The following is a 17,356-nucleotide window of genomic DNA, read 5'->3' as shown; positions in this document are numbered from 1 at the left end:
CGACCTCCCAGAAGTTGCATGCCTTCTCGACAGCTGCAGGCCTTACAACCCCTGCAGCTGTCGAGAAGGCGCGCAGGTATGTAATAGCGAAACCGTATGGAGCGCCGGGGATGCTTCCGGGGCGTAAAAGGTGTGTGACGCGGACTGTTCCGGTGGGGAGCGGTTGGTCACCGAGTGGTCTCGGCGGTAGAGTCGGCTAACGAGTGTGGTGCCCGCAACGAGGCCGGTCCCGGGTATCGAAAATGGGGAAAGGACGCAATGTTCTACTGGCTGCTGAAGTTCGTTCTGGTGGGGCCGTTCATTCATCTCGTCAACCGGCCCAAAGTCGAGGGTGTCGAGAACATTCCAGCCGATGGTGCAGCCATTCTGGCCGCTAACCACTTGTCATTCACCGACTGGTTGTTCACCCCCCTGGCGAGCCCGCGACGCATCACCTACTTGGCCAAGGCCGAGTACTTCACCACCCCGGGCCTGAAGGGCCGCCTGCAGAAGTTCTTCTTCTCCGGCGCCGGCCAGCACCCGATCGATCGTTCCGGCGCCGCCGCCGCCGAGGGCGCGCTGCACACCGCGCGCAAACTGCTCGAGGAAGGCCGCCTGGTCGGCCTGTTCCCCGAGGGCACCCGCTCCCCGGACGGCCGCCTGTACAAGGGCAAAACCGGTGTGGCACGCCTCGCCCTGGAGACCGGGGTACCGGTGATCCCGGTATCTCTGATCGGCACCGACGAGGTGTGCCCTCCCGGACCGTTCCGCTGGCGCGCCCGCAAGGTCACCGTCAAGTTCGGCAAGCCCATCGACTTCTCTCGCTATGAAGGCATGGGCGGCAACCGCTTCGTGGAGCGCGCCGTCACCGACGAGATCATGTACGAGCTCATGCGGATGGGCGACCAGGAGTACGTCGACGTCTACGCCGCCAGCCTGAAGAAGGGTGCGCCCTCCGGCTCCCGCCCCGACGCAGACCGCATCCCGCAGACCATCGCGAGCTGACCTTCCTCAATCACGAATCGGGCCCCGAGAGTTCATTCTCTCGGGGCCCGATTCGTTGGTTCGTGCGAGCTCAAGAAGCAGCCTGACGGCGGCGATGAGCCTCTATCGCCTCGAATTTGGCGAGGTTGTGGCGGGCGTCCGCCAGGGCGTCGTGGGCGTCCTTCGGGATGGGGGGCAGTGGGGGGCGGCCGTGCTGGTCCCAATGCTGGCGGAGCTCATTGGTGTAGCGGGGGAGGGCGGTGGGCAGGTCGACCATGGAACCCCAGAGCTGGCAGAGGGCCACGTGGTCGTATGCGGCTACCCAGGCCCACAGTTCCGGTTCGATACCGGGGCGGGGGAGGAAGAATTTGTAGAGGTCCTCGCGGATCTTCTCGCGGCTGCGCCACAGGGTGGAGGAGGGCGGGGGGAGCTTCGGCAGCACATTGCGGCGGACGAAGGGACCGGCCTTCTCGGGGTCGAATTCGGTTGAGACCGCGTAATATTCGCGCCCGTCCTCGCACACCACGGCGATGGAGACGAGGTCGATGGTGGTCCCGTCCTCGATGAATTCCGAGTCGTAAAAGTACCGCAACGAGAGAGGTCAGCTCCTAGGTCCGCGGCCGCCGGCGTGGGCCGCCGATGCCGTGTGGTGGGAGATGATCCGGGCAGATCATCCGGTCATCCAGCCTATGTTCCGCACTCGGGGCGGCGCTCGGCGGGCGGGCAAAGGTGGTGCCGGGAATTCACCCTGGGGGTGGTCCGCGGGGTTTGTCGCGGTCCGTATTCTGAACGGGTGAACTGGACCGTCGACGTACCGATCGATCGCTTGCCGGAATTGCCTCCGTTGCCCGCCGAGCTGCGTCGGCGCCTCGACGAGGCCCTGGCCCGCCCCGCCGTGCAGCAGCCCTCCTGGGATCCCGAGCATGCCGCCAAGATGCGCACCGTGCTGGAGAGCGTGCCGCCCATCTGCGTGCCCGCCGAGGTCGAGGAGCTGAAGGCGCGCCTGGCCGAGGTCGCGCGCGGCGAGGCCTTCCTCATGCAGGGCGGCGATTGCGCCGAGACGTTCGCCGACAACACCGAACCGCATATCCGCGGCAATATCCGCACCCTGCTGCAGATGGCCGTCGTGCTCACCTACGGCGCCAGCCTGCCCGTGGTGAAGGTGGCGCGGATCGCCGGTCAGTACGCGAAACCCCGTTCCTCCGATGTCGATTCGCTGGGCCTCAAGTCCTACCGCGGCGATATGGTGAACTCCCTGGTCGCGGAAGACGGCCTGCGCGAGCATGATCCGTCGCGCCTGGTGCGCGCTTACGCCAATGCCTCGGCCGCCATGAACCTGGTCCGCTCGCTGACCTCCGCGGGCATGGCCGACCTGCACAAGGTGCACGACTGGAACCGCGAGTTCGTCGCCCAGTCCCCGGCCGGGGCCCGCTATGAGGCGATGGCCGCCGAGATCGATCGCGCGCTGGCGTTCATGAAGGCCTGCCGGGTCAATGATCCGAACCTGTCCACCGCGCGCATCTACGCCAGCCACGAGGCCCTCGTGCTGGATTACGAGCGGGCCATGCTGCGCCTGAGCGAGCACCCGGTCACGGGCGAGCCGGTGCTGTACGACCTGTCCGCGCACTTCCTGTGGATCGGTGAGCGCACCCGTCAGCTCGACCACGCGCACATCGCGCTGGCCGAACTCCTGGCGAACCCGATCGGCCTCAAGATCGGCCCGTCCACCACCCCCGAGCAGGCGGTGGAATACGTCGAGCGCCTGGACCCGAACAATGAGCCCGGCCGCCTGACCCTGGTCGCCCGCATGGGCAATGGCAAGGTCCGCGACGTGCTGCCCCCCATCATCGAGAAGGTCCAAGCCACCGGCCACCAGGTGATCTGGCAGTGCGACCCCATGCACGGCAACACCCACGAGGCCTCCACCGGCTACAAGACCCGCCACTTCGACCGCATCGTCGACGAGGTCCAGGGCTTCTTCGAGGTCCACCACGCCCTCGGCACCCACCCCGGCGGCCTCCACATCGAGCTCACCGGCGAGAACGTCACCGAATGCCTCGGCGGCGCCCAAGACATCTCCGACCTCAACCTCGAAGAGCGCTACGAAACCGCCTGCGACCCCCGCCTCAACACCCAGCAATCCCTGGAACTGGCATTCCTGGTAGCGGAAATGCTGCGCTGATCCTCGAATAACGCTCGCACTCAGCAGGATTCACCCGAACGGCCTGATCGATTCGATCAGGCCGTTCGCTGTTTGTCGGCCCGCAGTATCAGGGTCGCTGGTACCGTTCGTGGTATGAAGTCGAATACCTCCATTTCGATCGACAAGCACGTCCTCGACAGGGTGCGGGTCGTGTCCAAGGCGGCGGACGAGAACATCAGCGCCTTCATGGAACGCGCCGCACGTCATGAACTGATGTATCTCGCGGGCGAGGCCATCTCGGAGTGGGAAAGCCGCCAAGACATGAGTGTGGAAGACCGCGCTCTAGCCGATCACGCACTGAATGAGGCTGCCATCGCCGATACGGCTCGCTGATGGCGGTGCGGCGGGGCGAGATACGGTCCTACTTGCCGGGCGTGAGCGGCCGAGACAAGCCGTCGGCGCTGTCGGGCGAACGGGTTCTGGTTGTGTCGAACGACGGCGCGAACCGGTCGATGCAGACGGCGCTGGTTCTCCCGGTGCGGGACTCCATCGATGCGGATCTTTCACCATCGGCGTTCAGCCTTGTTGTGCCCCTTGGCGACTTGGACCCGCTGCCGGGCGGCGCCGTGTTGGTGTACTGGCCGAAGGTTATTCCGATGTCGTGGTTCACCGAACCGATCGGGGTAGTGAGTCAGGCGACGATGCGGCAGGTGTTCGCGGCCTTCGTCGACTACGTAGGCGAGTAGAAAGCTGAGCGGTTCTACGGGATGGCCACCAGGGTGATGGTCGAGCCGGGCTCGACGGTGCCGCCGGGGGCGGTGGATTGGGAGATGACGATGGAGCTGTCGTTGTCGGCCAGTTGGCGGACCGTTACCTGGAGGCCGAGGGCTTGGAGTTTGGTGCGGGCGGCGGAGACATTGGCGCCGAGCACATTCGGGACGTCGACGGCACTGTTGATGATGAGAACTACGGTGCCGGAGTCGACCGTGGTGCCTGCGGCGGGATCGGTGCCGATCACTTGGCCGGATTTGATTTTGGAATCGTATTGGGTGCGGGTGGAACTCACCGTCACCTTCGCGGCTTCGAGGACTGTTCTGGCCTCGTCCTCGGTTTTGCCTCGCACATCGGGGATCTTGACGGGGGCGGAACCCTTGCTGCGGTAGACCTTCACGTTCGCGCCCGCCGGGAGCACGGTGCCGGGGGCCGGATCCACCTTGGCGACAGTGCCTTTGGCGGCGGTGCTGCCGACTTCCCCGGCGTCGATGGGGGTCAGGCCCGCGTCTTTGATGGCTTTATTGACACTGCTGACATCTTGTCCGGGGGATATGTCCGGGACCTTCGGTTTACCGCTGGAGACCAGGACCGCCACCGTCGAGCCCTTGGTGACCTTGGTTCCGGTGGCCGGATCGGTGCCGACCACATTGCCGACCGGAATGATGTCGGAGGCCTTGTTCCGGGTCTCGGTCTTGAAGCCCGCGTCCTGTAGCGCCGCGATCGCCTTATCGGTGGTGAGTCCGGCTACGGACGGTACCGCTTCGAAGCGTCCCACCCCGACCCACCAGCCGCCGATGCCGAGCACGATTGCCAGCGTCACCACGACGCCCAGCCAAATGAGCACGGTCTTACGGGATTTCCCGCGATTCTCGATCATCTCGGACTGATAGCCCTGATGGTTCCCCGGCGGCCCGGGGGGTGCGGCGGCGTACTCGGGTGGCATTTCCCGCGCGGCCGTCATGACTCTGGTGTGCTGATGCGGCGGCACCTGCATGGTCGGCGGATCCGCGGGAATCCGCGTGGTGAGATCGGTCGCGCCGTAGGGCGCGGGTCTCGACGGGGCATGCCGGGCCGGTACAGGCGCGGGCTGGACGCGGTAGTTGGAGCTGAGATGCTCGGCTGATTCCTTGGGTGCGGGCACCCGGTAGTCCGGAAGTTGCAGTTCGCGCGCGACGCGCCGCAGTTCTCTCGCCATATCCGTGGCGTTCGAGAAGCGGTGCGAGGGTTCGCGCGCGGTGGCGTGGGCGACGAACTCGTCGATCTCCGGCGGCACCCCGGTAATGAACCGGCTCGGGCTGGGCACATCGTTCTCGACCCGCTGCAAGGCGATGGACAGCGAATTGTCGCCGGTGAACGGGGTTCTTCCGGTGAGCATTTCGAACATGAGCACACCGGCCGAGTACACGTCGCTGCGCGAGTCGGCGCTGCCGCTGGTGACCTGTTCGGGGGAGAGGTAGGCAGCGGTGCCGAGAATCACGCTGTCGGAGGTGACCTTCGCCTCTGCGACGGCGCGCACCAGACCGAAGTCGGCGATCTTGACTTCCCCGGAGTCGGAGATGAGCACGTTCTCCGGTTTGATATCGCGGTGTACCAGCCCGGCCGCATGCGCGACGCCGATGGCTTGCAGCACGGGTTCGGCGACGGCGCGCACCGCGTGCGGGGGCATGGGTCCGCGTTCGCGTAGCAGTTCGCGCAGCGTGCCGCCCTCGACGAGTTCCATGATGAGGAACGGGTGGTCACCGTCCACACCCTGGTCGTATACCGCGACCAGGGACGGGTGTTTGAGTTTGGCGACGGCGCGGGCTTCGAGTTCGAAGCGAGTCAGGAATTGTGGATCGGATGCGAACTTCGGATCCATCACCTTGATGGCGACCGGTCGGTCCAGGCGGGTGTCCACCCCCCGGAACACCATGGACATGCCGCCACGCGCAATCGGCGCGTCGATGCGGTAGCGCCCTTCCAGCATCTGGCCGATCAACTGCAACCCTTCCGATCTTCATGGTCCGCCCGTGCGGCTCACCCGATGGTAGCCGTGCGGGGGTGTGATGCGACCTCAGCGGCGCGTACGACTACCGTTATGCGGGTGAGTGCCTTCCCATGCAGCGAAGATGTCCTGTCGGATTCGGTGACCCTGATCCCGCTGCCCGACGTGGCCGAACAGCTTGGCCTGGTCGTCACCCGAGTTCATCAGATGCTCCGTGAGCATCAGATCCTCGCGGTGCGCCGCGATGGCGTGGTCGGTGTCCCGAAGGAATTCTTCGATTCCACCGGCGAAGTAGCCAAGCACGTGGCCCCTCTGATCACGGTCATGCGCGACGGCAAATATACCGACGAAGAAATCCTCCAGTGGATCTACACGGAGGACGAGTCCCTTCCCGGTCGCCCCATCGACGCCCTTCACGGCCCCTTGGCCCGCGAGGTCATCCGTCGAGCAGCAGCCGATCCCTTCTGAATAACAGCCGACTCTCGCGTCCGATGCCGATAGCACCGGGCGCGAGAGTTCGCGCGAACTGAGAACTTCCACACCTCTACATATCGCCGGACCCCGGCAGCGTTCTCCCGGCCGCCGAATCGACTCGAGGTCCGGGGCTAGCTGAGGGCGGCGCGCTGAGTGGGGGCGGCCAGCGCGAATTCCTTTGCCGCGACGCGCAGACGGCGGTGTCGCGGGACCACGGCGCGGCGGGTGAAGACCTCGTAGTCGCCGCGTTCGATTTCATCGAGGATGGCGCTGTACAGGGTGGCGGCGGTCCGGATGCCGGGACGTACGCGGGGCGTGAGCAATTCGATGCCGGGCGTGGCGTGGCGGTAGATGCCGCGATTCACGGCGATGAGATGAGCCAGGGCGCGGCGGACGCGGGGATCGGTGCGGCCGGATTCGCGGCAGTGCCGGAGTAGTTCGTCGTCCACGCCGAAGGCGGCCAGTTCGTCGGCGGGGAGGTAGATGCGGCCGCGGTCGAGGTCTTCGGCGATATCGCGCAGAAAATTGGTGAGCTGGAAGGCTTCACCCAGTGCGGCGGCCGCCGGTTCGGCGTCGGCGGTCGGGACGACGGTGCCCAGTACGGGGAGTAGTTGCAGGCCGATGGCCGCCGCGGAACCGCGCATGTATTCACGCAGCGCCGCCATGGTGGGGTAGCGGTCGCGGTAGTGCGGGCTGCCGGGGATGTCCATGCGCATGGAGTCGAGGAACACCCAGAAGTGTTCGGCGGCAATGCCATAGCGGCGAATGGTGTCGGAGACGGCCAGCAGGACGCGGTGTTCGGCGTCGGCGGCCTCGGTGGGCGCGTGGACCAGATAGCCGCGCAGGTCGTCCTCGATGCGATCCAGGCGCGCGGCGGATTCCAGCGAACGGGCGGGCGCGTCGGCATCGTCCACGACGTCGTCCACCATGCGCGCGAACGCGTACAGCGCGTGCACGGCCGGTCTTCGCTCCGGCTCCAGCAGGCGGGTGGCCAGGAAATAGGTGCGTCCGTGGGCGGCGGCAATGCGGCGGCAGTCCCGGTACGCGCGATTCAGCTCCGCCGAGCTCATACCGGGGTCGGCTGGCCGGGATGCGGGTGAGTCTGGGCGGAATGCGGGTGAGTCTGGTTGGCGCGCAACTTCAATGGATCGACGGTGCACAGCGAGATCGCCGCCACCACCGAGGCGAAGGTCGCCAGCGCCACATGCCAGAAGTTGTAGAGCCCGATCGACCCGTCCGGCTGGAACACCAGCATGAGCCACGTACACAGCCCGACCATCACCTGCAAGGTCCGGGTCGAGAGCGCGAATCCGGCGAGCAGCGCCAGCGGCCACGAGTAGTACCAGGGCAGCGCGGCCGGGGACAGGATCACAATGGCCACGAAGGCGATGGTGATGCCGAGGATGGCTTCCTTCTCGCTATTCTTGAACCGCCACCACGTCCAGGCCAGGATGGCCACGAGCGCGATGGCGCACAGGGCTCGGGTCACCACCAGTACCGATTCCAGTCGCAGCGGCGTCACCCAGGTGACGGCGTGCGCCATGATGGTCGGCAGCGACAGCCAGTTGATGATCTTCTTCGACCCGGACAGCGCGGTCAGCCAGCCGTAGCCATTGCGGCCCAGCCCGGTCAGCGCGGTCGCGATCACGAAGACGAGCCCGAACACCGCGACGCCGAGTCCCGCGATCCTGGCGAACATGCGGACCGGATGCGGCAGCGCGCCCTCACCCAGCGCGGCGCGGCGCTCGCGTTCGTGAATCATCCAGATCCACACCAGGAATGGCAGCGCGATGCCCGCGGTCGCCTTCACGCCGACCGCGATGGCGACCACCACGATGCCGCCGACATGATGATGTTCCAGCACCATGGCGATGCCCGCGGCCATGAGGCCGACCATGAGCATCTCGTTGTGCACGCCACCGATGAGGTGAATGAGCACCAGCGGATTCAGCACCGCCAGCCACAGGGCCGTGGTCGGCTTACCGCCGAGGTGTTTGGTCAGATGCGGTACGGCCCACATCATCAGCGCGAGGCCCGGCAGCATGACCAGGCGCAGCGCGATCGTCCCCGCCACCACATTGTCGCCGGTGATGGAGGTGATGCCGCGCGCGATGAGCAGGAAGACCGGCCCGTACGGCGCGGTGGTGGTGGTCCAGACCGGGCTCACATTGTCCAGCAGCACACCGGGATTCACGACCGGGCCGACCAGATAAGGATTGAACCCGTCGCGCAGCAGCGCGCCCTGCGCCAGATAGGAGTAGGCGTCGCGGCTGAACATGGGCACCGCGAACAGCAGCGGGAACACCCAGATGCCGACGATCGCCCGCAGTTCGTTCAGCGTCACCGATGCGCCGGGAACCGTGCCGATGGTCGCGCGCCCGAGCCGCACCCACGCGGTGATCATGGCGACCACGCCGATCCACACGAACACCGTCGACAGCGCGTAGCCGTGCCCGAACCGCAGCCAGGACAGGTGCGCCGTCTCCAGCAGTGGGTCATTGCGGCGCACACTGCCCGCGCCGAACCCGCCGAAGGTGATCATGAGGGCCCCGAAGAAGCCGAGCGCCGCCGCATGTCCCTCCGGGCTGCGCGCGAAGTCGGTGCATTGGCGCACCCAGTTGTGGGTGGTGGCGCCGCCGGTGGTGATCAGGTCGGCGGTAGCGCCGGGGGTGTCAGGCAAGGCAGGGGCGTCCGTATCGGGGGTCGGCATGATCGGTCTATTCCCCCCGGAAAGGTCGGCGGCGGCATCCGCAGTGGATTCAGGACGCCGGTCAGTCTAGTGCTTGTGCGGTACGGCTACTGCGTCGGCTCGAGCGGTTCGGGCCCCGGCATGTCGCGCATCACCCGTGATCCGCTCCGCGGCCAGTTTTCCAGAGATCAGGACAGTAGGCACGCCGACGCCGGGGACAGTGCCCGAACCTGCGAGAACGACATTGTCGCGGCCCCGCACCAGGTTCCGGGTGCGGAACGGGCCGGTCTGCCGGAACAGGTGCGCGGCGGAGAACGGGGTGCCCGCGAGCATGCCCTTGTCGCGCCAGGTGCGCGGGGTGTCGAGGTGGTCGATGCGGAAGTGCTCCGAAATGCCTTGGTAGCCGCGGCTTTCCAGGACTTCGAGGAGTTCGCGCAGGTAGTACGGGGCGAGCCGGTCCCAGTCGAGGGGTGCGGCGTCCAGATTCGGGCAGGGCGCGAGCAGTGACAGCGGCTCGTAGCGGACGGTATCGGTCATGTGCCCGGCCTCGTCGATGTGCTGTTCGGCACGGTCGATGTAGAGGTCGGCATCGGTGAGCGCGGGCCGGGTGAGCAGCAGCGAGGGGTCGCTCATCAGTTTCCCGCGTCCGCGACCGGCCGCGATCTCGGTGAATGTGCGATCCCACTCCCGCCCGAAGTCGATCGTGTGATGCGCCTGCACGGGCCACCGCCGCGCGACCTCGGCGGGAATCGTCCCGTGCGCGACCACCGCCGACGGCGAGGCCCGCAGCCCACGCCGCGTGCGCAATCCGAACCGTTCGATCGACCCGATATCGGCGGTCACCACGACCGCATCGCAGTCCAGCGTCCGCCCGTCCGCGGTGCGCACCGCGGTGGCCCGCCGACCCGCGTAGTCGATCCCGACGACCTCGGTGTTCAGCTCGACCGTCCCGCCCGCGGCGATCAGCGCCCGAGCCATGGCCGCGGCGACCGCTCGCATCCCGCCCTGTGGATACGACACCCCCAGGCACGTGTCCATATACGGAATCGCCCCGTACACGCCCAATGCCTGCCGCGGCGACATCCCCGCGAACAGCGCCTGAAAGCTGAACAGCCGAGCCAACTGCTCATCGCCCATGACTCGCCCGACCTTCGGCCCCAACCGCCCGAATGCCCCCAGCCGCACCAGCTTCACCAGTGCCCGCCGCTTCTCCGGCTTGCGCACCATATCCAGCGGCGAATCGAAGTTGCTGTCCATGAACTGCCCGAATTCGGCCTCATAAACCCCCTGCAACCACCCCCGCAGCCGCCGATACCGTTGCCCCGCACCAGCGTCCCGCACCCGCACGACCTCGGCGGTCATCTCCTCCGGATCGGAATACACCCCCACGGAGGTCCCATCCGCGAACCGAGCCCGATAAGCCGGTGCCATCTCCAGAATCCGCAATCCCACCGATTCCCGAGTGGCCCCCACCGCCCCCAGCGCCTCATCGATAAGGTCCGGCACAGTCAAAATCGTTGCCCCGGAGTCGATCTCATAATCCGCCCCGCGATACAACCCGACCCGCCCACCGGGATGATCGGCCCGCTCCAACACGGTCACCCGCCGCCCGGCCCCGGCAAGATGCAGCGCCGCCGCCAACCCGGACAACCCGGCCCCCACCACGACAACCCGATCAGCAGTCCCGGTAATCGTCTTCATGCCACCCATAGCTTCCTAGTGTCCAATCCATGTCCCCGCCGCTGAGGTTCGCAGCCCCTCCGTTCGGCTAGCGCCCCTGCCCGGCGTCCGCACCGGGTGCGCGCCGAACAAAGAGATGCGGACCCTCCGGCGTAGATTCTCGCGGCATCGTGGAGGCCCGCCGAGCGCGGGTCGCTTCCCGGGCGCGATGCCCGGCCGGGCGGTGGTAATTCCGAGTGTGGCGAGGTCAGTAGGCGCGGGCGGTGGCGGCGAGGGCCATGGCGCGGAGTTGGCGCTTGGCGTCGGGGGTGGCGGTGCTGGCGTCGAGGGCGGTGAGGGCCTGGTCGGTGAGGCTGGTTATGCGGGCCTCGACCGCGTCGACCGCGCCGAGTTCGGCGAGGAGGGTGCGCAATTCGGCTACCTGGTCGGGGGTGACGTCGGTGCCGAGGCTGGTGCGGATGAGGGTGGCCGCGGCGGGATCGGTGTCGTCGGCGCGCTGGAGGGCTTCGGCGATGAGGACGGTGTGCTTGCCTTCGCGCAGGTCGTCGCCGGAGGGTTTGCCGGTGATGGCCGGATCGCCGAAGACGCCGAGCAGGTCGTCGCGCAGCTGGAAGGCGATGCCGATGTCGGTGCCGAATTCGCGGTAGGCGGCGATCAGGTCGGGGTCCGCACCGGCCAGGGCCGCGCCCAGGTGCAGCGGGCGTTCGATGGTGTACGCCGCGGTCTTGTAGCGGTTGATTCGCAGTGCGGCCGAGACGGTTTCGTCGCTTTCGGCCTCGCCGTGGATGTCGAGCAGTTGGCCGCCGAGGACCTCGGTGCGCATGGCCGCCCACACGGGGGCGAAGCGCGCGGCCGCGTCGGCGGGCAGTCCGGCATCGCGGGTCATGTCATCGGCCCAGGCCAGCGCCAGATCGCCGATGAGGATGGCGACGCTGGTACCCCAGTGGCCGGAGTCACCGGCCCAGTGCCGATCGCGGTGCCGCTGTTCGTAATCCACGTGCACGGTCGGGAACCCGCGCCGGGTGCGCGAGGAGTCGATGATGTCGTCGTGGATGAGCGCGCAGGCCTGCACGAGTTCCAGGGCGGCGCACGCGGTCAAGACCGCCTCGGCCTCGGGATCCTCCGGGCTGCGTCCCGCCCCGAGCCACCCGGTCCACGCGAAACTCGGCCGCGTCCGCTTCCCGCCCCGGATGACGAAGTCCTCGAGTGTCCGCGCGGCATCCACGAATACCGGCCCCAGGGGCTCGACGATCGCCTGCCGAGTCACGAAAAAGCTGGTGAGGCGTTCTTCCACGGCGGCAGCGAGCGATCCCGCGCCGACCGGTCGGCGAGTCGGGGTACCGGGTCCGGCGGACAGAGGAACCTCCTGTGGTGTGGCCGCACTCGCGCGCGACGCCTGCTAATCCCCGCCACCAGCGCCCGGCACCCATGCGCCGCAATCCGTCGCAACAGTGGAATCCGCCGAACGCCCGCGAACCACAATGGCCGCACACGGAGTTCGCCCCCGACTGTACCGAGCGCCCGCTCCCCGAGCGAAGCCCGCCCGCCCACCAAGATCAGGGAGCTCCCACGTCGTTCCCGCGCCCGAAATCCCACCACCAGAGCTCCTTGATCTTGAATTCTCCGTTCGGGGTGCGGGGAGTGTGCTGGTCCGGGGTGGGGAGGGTGGGTGCGCACCTTTAAACTGGGCCGGTGAGTTTCGACAATGTACGGGGATATTCGACCCCTGGCCGAGTTTCCCGCACACCGCAAGCGTCCGGAACTCGCTCCGTGGTGCAGCAGCTGGGGCCGCGGGCCGATGGGTCGGTGCCGTTCTCGGTGGAGTTCAATCCGCCGCGTGATGCCGCCGGTGAGGCTCGGTTGTGGCGGGCGGCCCGGGAGTTCGAGCGGTTGCATCCGGCGTTCGTGTCGATGACTTATGGGGCGGGCGGGTCCACGCGGGATCGGACGATCCGGGTGACCGGGCAGCTGGCGCGGGAGACCACGCTGATGACGGTCGCGCATTTGACCGCCGTGGATCACAGCGTCGCCGAATTGCGGTCGATCGTCGGGGCGTACGCCGATGCCGGAATCCAGAATCTGCTGGTGTTGCGCGGCGATCCGCCGGGCGACCCGCTGGGGGATTGGGTCAAGCATCCCGAAGGCGTCGAGTACGCCGATGAATTGGTGCGCATGGTCCGCGATCTCGGCGACTTCCACGTGGGTGTGGCGTCATTCCCGCAGGGGCATCCGCGGTCCACCGATCTGGACGATGACACCCGGCACCTGGTCACGAAACTGCGTTCGGGCGCGGAGTATTCGATCACCCAGATGTTCTTCGACGTCGAGCACTACCTGCGCCTGCGTGACCGCGTCGCCAAGCACGACCCGATCGAGGGCGGCAAGCCGATCATCCCCGAGCTCATGCCGATCACCTCGCTGCGCACCGTGGAGCGCGCGGTCGAGCTGTCCGGTCGCGAGCTGCCGGTCGCCGTGCTGGAGCGCCTGCGCAAGGCCGCCGGTGACGGTCCCGAGGAGGACCGCGCGGCGGTGCGTGCGGCCGGTATCGAGATCGCCACCGAAATGGCACAGCGCCTCATCGACGAGGGCGCGCCCTGCCTGCACTTCATCACCCTCAATTTCGCCAAGGCCACCAGCGAAGTCCTGGCGAACCTCGGCTACACGGTCGGCGCGGCTCCGGCAGGTGCGTGAGTCAACCTGATCGGTTGTCCGGCTTGCCGGATGAAATGTCAGGTATGTGCTGGTCAGCGGAGTAACGTCCCACCTCGACTGCGATGGTGAGGAGACGCTCCGATGCCCGTGTTGCACAATCTCGTACGTGTCGCAGGCGCGGTGAGCGCCTGCGCGGTGCTGGCCGCCGCCGGTCCGGCAACCGCGGCCCCGGACGATTCGGCCGGACAGCCCAGCCTCGTCCCGGCCGATGCGCACGGGACCGGCACTGTGGATGCGGCCGTCGCCGCCCTCGCCCGCGCCGAGGAAGCCGCCGCCCCCTCCGACTGGTTCAGCGCCTACAGCGAAACCCTGAACGGGCTGCAAGCCTTGGGCGTCGACCCCTTCCTCTACCCGACCGCGGCCCCCTTCTGTCTGGGCGGCACCATGCTCGGCCTGGCTCCCGCGGTGGCGGGCACCGTCCCCGGCCCCTGGCCCCGCTACGCCGTTGCCATTCCCGGGCTTGACCTTTCGGCCGTCAAAGCGGGTCAGGCCATGTTCGCCTTCGTCCCTTACGGCCTCAACCCGGACGGTGCGGACACCAGCGGTATGCAGGTTGCCTGGCTCAACCTCGCCAGCGGCCGAGGTGGCCTGACCCCCATGGGCCCCCTCACCAAGGTCCTCGACGGCATGATCCCCGCGGGCGTGCCCGGCGAACTTCGCCCCGTCGTCGAACAGGCTGTCCACGACTTCTTCGCCGGAGCTCTTCCCAAGGGCGGCGTCCGCGCGGTCCCCGTGGATACCGGCTCGGGCACGGTCCTGGCCGCCATGTTCGGCTTCGTCCGCAATGGCTCCAGCAGCTGCTTCTTCTTCCCCACGGTCGGAATCACGCCGGTTCCCTGACCGGGGTCAGATATCGCGAGTGAGCGGCCGCTCTTTCCAGGACAGCGTGCCCCGGCGGTGCGCGCGGTGGGAGCGGGCCGACAGGCGAAGGTACGCGGCGATCGCTAGTGGATGTGCCAGGGCGGCAACGATATCCGTGCGGTCGGGAGTGTCGCCCGTTTCGGTATTGCGGGCCAGTAGACGGGCCGAGACGGCCGCCGCATAGCCGAGCAGGCCGATGCGGCGGATGCGGCCGCGTCCGCAGAGAGCGGCCACCGGTGGTATCCAGTAGGCGAGGGCGGCGGTCGCGCCGACGGCCAGGGTGCCCGCCGGACCTCCGTAAGCCGACCACAGCCAGCGCGTATACCCCGCTTCGAGTTCGCTTGCGCTGCGGTACATCCGAGTCTCGGCGAGGCGTCCGGCCGCTACCAAGGTGGTGCGGCGTCCCGCTCGGCGCAGCTCGCGCGCAATCGCCAGATCCTCGGTGACCTGGTCGGCCACCGCCGTATGCCCGCCGACTGCCCGGTAGGCCGTGGCGTCGAACACTAGGAACTGGCCACACGCCACCGCCATCGACGGCCGCAGGCTCCGGTTCGCCAGTGGCACCGGCAAAGTCGAGCCCCAGGACCAACTCAGCAGCGGCTGCACCAGTCGCTCCATCGTGGATTCCGCCCGCTGCCGTGGCCACGGGCACACCAGCGCCGCCCGCGCGCATCGCAATTCGCCGACGGCCGCCGCCAGCGCGCCCGCATGCAGTCTCACATCCGCATCCAGAAAGACGATCACACCGGCGGAATCCGCCGCATTCGGCGGGCGATCACCCTCGGCCGGGCCGATTTCCGTCGAGTCGTCGAGTCGCGTCGATGTTTCGTCCAGGCCCACGCCCGCCAGATCGGCCAGCCGGGCGCAGGCCGCCGTCTTGCCCGTCCAGCCGGGCGGGGGATCGATGTCGTTGTGGGCCAGCATGAATCGATCGTCGTTGCCGATTGCGGCCTGGGCAGCGGCGTAGGTGTCGTCGGTGGAGGCGTCGTCGAGAATGAGTACGCGCAGACGCGGAACACCTTGCTGGGCGCGGAGATCCGCGATCAGGGCCGGGAGGCGGTCGGCCTCATTGCGGGCGGGGATGCAGACGGTGACCGGTTCGATCACGGGGTGTGCGCCGACACGCAATCGGCGCATGCCGATTCGGTTCGCCAGCGCCACCGCCGTTCCGAGCACAGCGATGGCGGTTCCGGCCCGCACCGCGGTGTCGCGGATGCGGGTCGGGGTCATACCCGGGTGTCGCGGTCGGAGCGCAGCCAACGGGCGGCGCGCACGTAGGCCGGGGGATCGGGATTCCGGCTCATGTAGGCGAGCACGGCGACGACCGCTGCCACCGCGAGGGTAATGCCGCCGACAATGCCCGCCCATCCGGCGAAGGACCGGGTATTCGGGTCGGCGTAACCGACTTCGGCGCGCAGATTGGTGACATCACCGGCGGGCAGCTTCCAGGTGACCACGGAATCGCCGTCGCGCGTGCCATTGGTGGTGGCCACGCGCGCCGGGAACGCCACGGTGAACTGCACATCCGACCCTTGCGAGGGCAGGCTCTTGAGATCGACCCGCCCGCTGAGCGTCACCAGATCGCCGACCCGATTGAACTGGAGGGTGAACATGCCCTGCGTCTGATCGGACATGGATCCGAGCTGCTGCACCTCACCGAAGGTGAGATCGTCGAAGTACACCTGGCTGCCGACGTATCCGTCCTGCGTGTACGTGTCGACCCGCACCTTGCCGCTCAGCGCCTCGGGCGCCTTCAACTGCGGGCCCTTGTCCTTGTCATTGGCGGGCACGACCGCGGCGACGATCCGACCCGACACCCGGTCATTGGAGGACACGCCCATCGACACCTGCACGCGCAGGCATCCGGTCAACAGCACCGCGAGCGCCGCGAACATGACGGCCGCCACCACTCGCACCCACCGGCGCCCTCGCCGCTGTTCCGGCGTGGCTAAGGCGGTCACGACCGGCGCGGACTCGAGCGTTTCGTCTGCTGTGGAGAGGATCGGACTCGGCTGCACGGCTCACATCGTGCCATGACCCCCGGGCCGCAGCGTGATTCGACGGGCGTACAACCCCAGAACCAGCGGAATCCCCAGCACGCCGAGCCCCGCGAACCCATACCCCGCCGACACCGGCAACCCCAGAAACATCGCATGCGCCAACGCCGACCCGAGCCAGGTCCACAAAAAAACCGCCACCGGCACAACCCGAGCCGCCCCCGTATCGATGGCAGTCCGATCCCACATCTCCAACACCGCGGCCATCACCAGAGCCACCCCGAACCACCCCACATAGTTGATCACCGGAATCTCCCCAATCCCCGGTAACCCCGCAATCCCCGAGCACCAAGTCCACTGCCCGTCATGAACCATCTGCGGATCCAAGAACAAATCCCACCCCACCGCCCCCACCGCGGTCAACGGAATCCGCACCCGAGCACTCGAATTCAACAACCCGGCCACCACCCACACTGGATACACCCCACCGGTCCAAGCCAGCGGAACAACAACCGGCACCCCCGCGATCTCCGGCCCCAGCCGCCCACTCGCATAGTCATAGCAACCGAACGGAAACCCGGTAGCCGTTCCCACGATCTCGGCCACCAACCCGATCCCCGACACGATCACCAAAAACCCGACAGCCCACCGCACTCCCCGAGTGACGGCAGCATGTACCAGCCCCGATGCCGCGAACAGCAAAACCACCGCGACGGTAACCCGATCCCGCCCAACCCCCTCCGTCAGCGGATAAGCAATCTGCACCCCCACCAACAGCACGGCAGGCACCGCAGCCACCACAGTCGGCCGAGTCATCCCGGCCCAGCGCACCCCCCGAATTCCACTCCGCGGCCGCTGAACCGGCCCACCGCCACCTCTCGCCCGCGTCACTGTGCGCCCGCAGCCGAGTTCAGCCCGGCAGGAGTCGACACCGCGCTTGCCGCCCATGTCATAGCTGTTCGACTGTCTGTGCGATGTTCAGTCCTCGGCGGGTGGCCTGAAACGTCGCCCCGGGGCGTCATCGTGTGCTCGCGGCCGGATTCGTCAGGGCAGCATTCGGATTCGTCGCTTGCCGGGGC

16 protein-coding genes are annotated in these 17,356 nt (G+C 67.7%); 7 read left to right on the top strand and 9 right to left on the bottom strand.

Annotated elements, in window-relative coordinates; all coding sequences use genetic code 11:
- Positions 1-258 precede the first annotated feature (258 nt).
- Positions 259-984: a lysophospholipid acyltransferase family protein gene (locus AB0N05_RS31760; protein WP_364700681.1), complete on the top strand. Its 726-nt coding sequence runs from the start codon at positions 259-261 to the stop codon at positions 982-984.
- A 70-nt stretch (positions 985-1,054) separates the two neighbouring features.
- On the opposite strand, the gene AB0N05_RS31755 is transcribed toward AB0N05_RS31760, so the two are convergent.
- Positions 1,055-1,555, bottom strand: a complete 501-nt coding sequence (locus AB0N05_RS31755) for a polyadenylate-specific 3'-exoribonuclease AS (protein WP_364700679.1) — start codon at positions 1,553-1,555, stop codon at positions 1,055-1,057.
- A gap of 201 nt (positions 1,556-1,756) precedes the next feature.
- Here AB0N05_RS31755 and AB0N05_RS31750 point away from each other — a divergent pair, with 201 nt between their 5' ends.
- The 3 genes from AB0N05_RS31750 to AB0N05_RS31740 all read left to right on the top strand — a co-directional run bounded on the left by AB0N05_RS31750 (position 1,757) and on the right by AB0N05_RS31740 (position 3,852).
- On the top strand, positions 1,757-3,145 hold the full coding sequence (locus AB0N05_RS31750; protein WP_364700677.1) for a class II 3-deoxy-7-phosphoheptulonate synthase: 1,389 nt from the start codon (positions 1,757-1,759) through the stop codon (positions 3,143-3,145).
- A gap of 114 nt (positions 3,146-3,259) precedes the next feature.
- Positions 3,260-3,499 carry a hypothetical protein gene (locus AB0N05_RS31745; protein WP_364700675.1) on the top strand — a complete coding sequence of 80 codons (240 nt, stop codon included), beginning with the start codon at positions 3,260-3,262 and terminating at the stop codon, positions 3,497-3,499.
- Positions 3,499-3,852, top strand: a complete 354-nt coding sequence (locus AB0N05_RS31740) for a hypothetical protein (protein ID WP_364700673.1) — start codon at positions 3,499-3,501, stop codon at positions 3,850-3,852. The genes AB0N05_RS31745 and AB0N05_RS31740 overlap by 1 nt, the downstream gene beginning before the upstream one ends.
- 14 nt (positions 3,853-3,866) lie before the next feature.
- Here the strand turns inward: AB0N05_RS31740 and pknB are convergent, their stop codons facing one another.
- Positions 3,867-5,858: a Stk1 family PASTA domain-containing Ser/Thr kinase gene (pknB, locus tag AB0N05_RS31735; protein ID WP_364700909.1), complete on the bottom strand. Its 1,992-nt coding sequence runs from the start codon at positions 5,856-5,858 to the stop codon at positions 3,867-3,869.
- Between the two features lie 105 nt (positions 5,859-5,963).
- Between pknB and AB0N05_RS31730 the strand changes: the two genes are divergently transcribed.
- On the top strand, positions 5,964-6,332 hold the full coding sequence (locus tag AB0N05_RS31730) for an Rv2175c family DNA-binding protein (protein WP_364700671.1): 369 nt from the start codon (positions 5,964-5,966) through the stop codon (positions 6,330-6,332).
- Positions 6,333-6,469: 137 nt separating this feature from the next.
- Here AB0N05_RS31730 and AB0N05_RS31725 read toward each other — a convergent pair whose 3' ends face one another.
- From AB0N05_RS31725 to AB0N05_RS31710, 4 genes are all read right to left on the bottom strand, one after another.
- Positions 6,470-7,408, bottom strand: a complete 939-nt coding sequence (locus AB0N05_RS31725) for a phytoene/squalene synthase family protein (protein WP_364700669.1) — start codon at positions 7,406-7,408, stop codon at positions 6,470-6,472.
- On the bottom strand, positions 7,405-9,048 hold the full coding sequence (locus AB0N05_RS31720) for an alpha-(1->6)-mannopyranosyltransferase A (protein ID WP_364700667.1): 1,644 nt from the start codon (positions 9,046-9,048) through the stop codon (positions 7,405-7,407). The genes AB0N05_RS31725 and AB0N05_RS31720 overlap by 4 nt, the downstream gene beginning before the upstream one ends.
- Positions 9,049-9,114: 66 nt before the next feature.
- Positions 9,115-10,728: a phytoene desaturase family protein gene (crtI, locus tag AB0N05_RS31715; protein ID WP_364700665.1), complete on the bottom strand. Its 1,614-nt coding sequence runs from the start codon at positions 10,726-10,728 to the stop codon at positions 9,115-9,117.
- Between the two features lie 226 nt (positions 10,729-10,954).
- A complete protein-coding gene (locus AB0N05_RS31710; protein WP_364700663.1) occupies positions 10,955-12,001 on the bottom strand; it encodes a polyprenyl synthetase family protein in 1,047 nt (348 codons plus the stop codon).
- A 398-nt stretch (positions 12,002-12,399) separates the two neighbouring features.
- Here AB0N05_RS31710 and AB0N05_RS31705 point away from each other — a divergent pair, with 398 nt between their 5' ends.
- Both AB0N05_RS31705 and AB0N05_RS31700 read left to right on the top strand, forming a co-directional pair.
- Positions 12,400-13,398 (top strand): methylenetetrahydrofolate reductase, encoded by a 999-nt coding sequence (locus AB0N05_RS31705; RefSeq protein ID WP_364700661.1) that lies wholly within the window; start codon positions 12,400-12,402, stop codon positions 13,396-13,398.
- Between the two features lie 102 nt (positions 13,399-13,500).
- The gene (locus AB0N05_RS31700) at positions 13,501-14,259 is read left to right on the top strand and encodes a hypothetical protein (protein WP_364700659.1); all 759 of its coding nucleotides are present in this window, start codon (positions 13,501-13,503) and stop codon (positions 14,257-14,259) included.
- 6 nt (positions 14,260-14,265) lie between these two features.
- Here AB0N05_RS31700 and AB0N05_RS31695 read toward each other — a convergent pair whose 3' ends face one another.
- From AB0N05_RS31695 to AB0N05_RS31685, 3 genes are all read right to left on the bottom strand, one after another.
- On the bottom strand, positions 14,266-15,510 hold the full coding sequence (locus AB0N05_RS31695; RefSeq protein ID WP_364700657.1) for a glycosyltransferase family 2 protein: 1,245 nt from the start codon (positions 15,508-15,510) through the stop codon (positions 14,266-14,268).
- Complete coding sequence (locus AB0N05_RS31690; RefSeq protein WP_364700907.1) at positions 15,507-16,175, bottom strand: DUF3153 domain-containing protein; 669 nt, start codon at positions 16,173-16,175, stop codon at positions 15,507-15,509. The genes AB0N05_RS31695 and AB0N05_RS31690 overlap by 4 nt, the downstream gene beginning before the upstream one ends.
- A 126-nt stretch (positions 16,176-16,301) precedes the next feature.
- Positions 16,302-17,093 (bottom strand): carotenoid biosynthesis protein, encoded by a 792-nt coding sequence (locus AB0N05_RS31685; protein WP_364700655.1) that lies wholly within the window; start codon positions 17,091-17,093, stop codon positions 16,302-16,304.
- Positions 17,094-17,356 lie beyond the last annotated feature (263 nt).

Source organism: Nocardia sp. NPDC051030 (assembly GCF_040683015.1).
Lineage (GTDB): Bacteria > Actinomycetota > Actinomycetes > Mycobacteriales > Mycobacteriaceae > Nocardia.
Note: the sequence above shows the minus strand (reverse complement) of the source record. Positions and strands in the feature narration are given on the sequence as shown.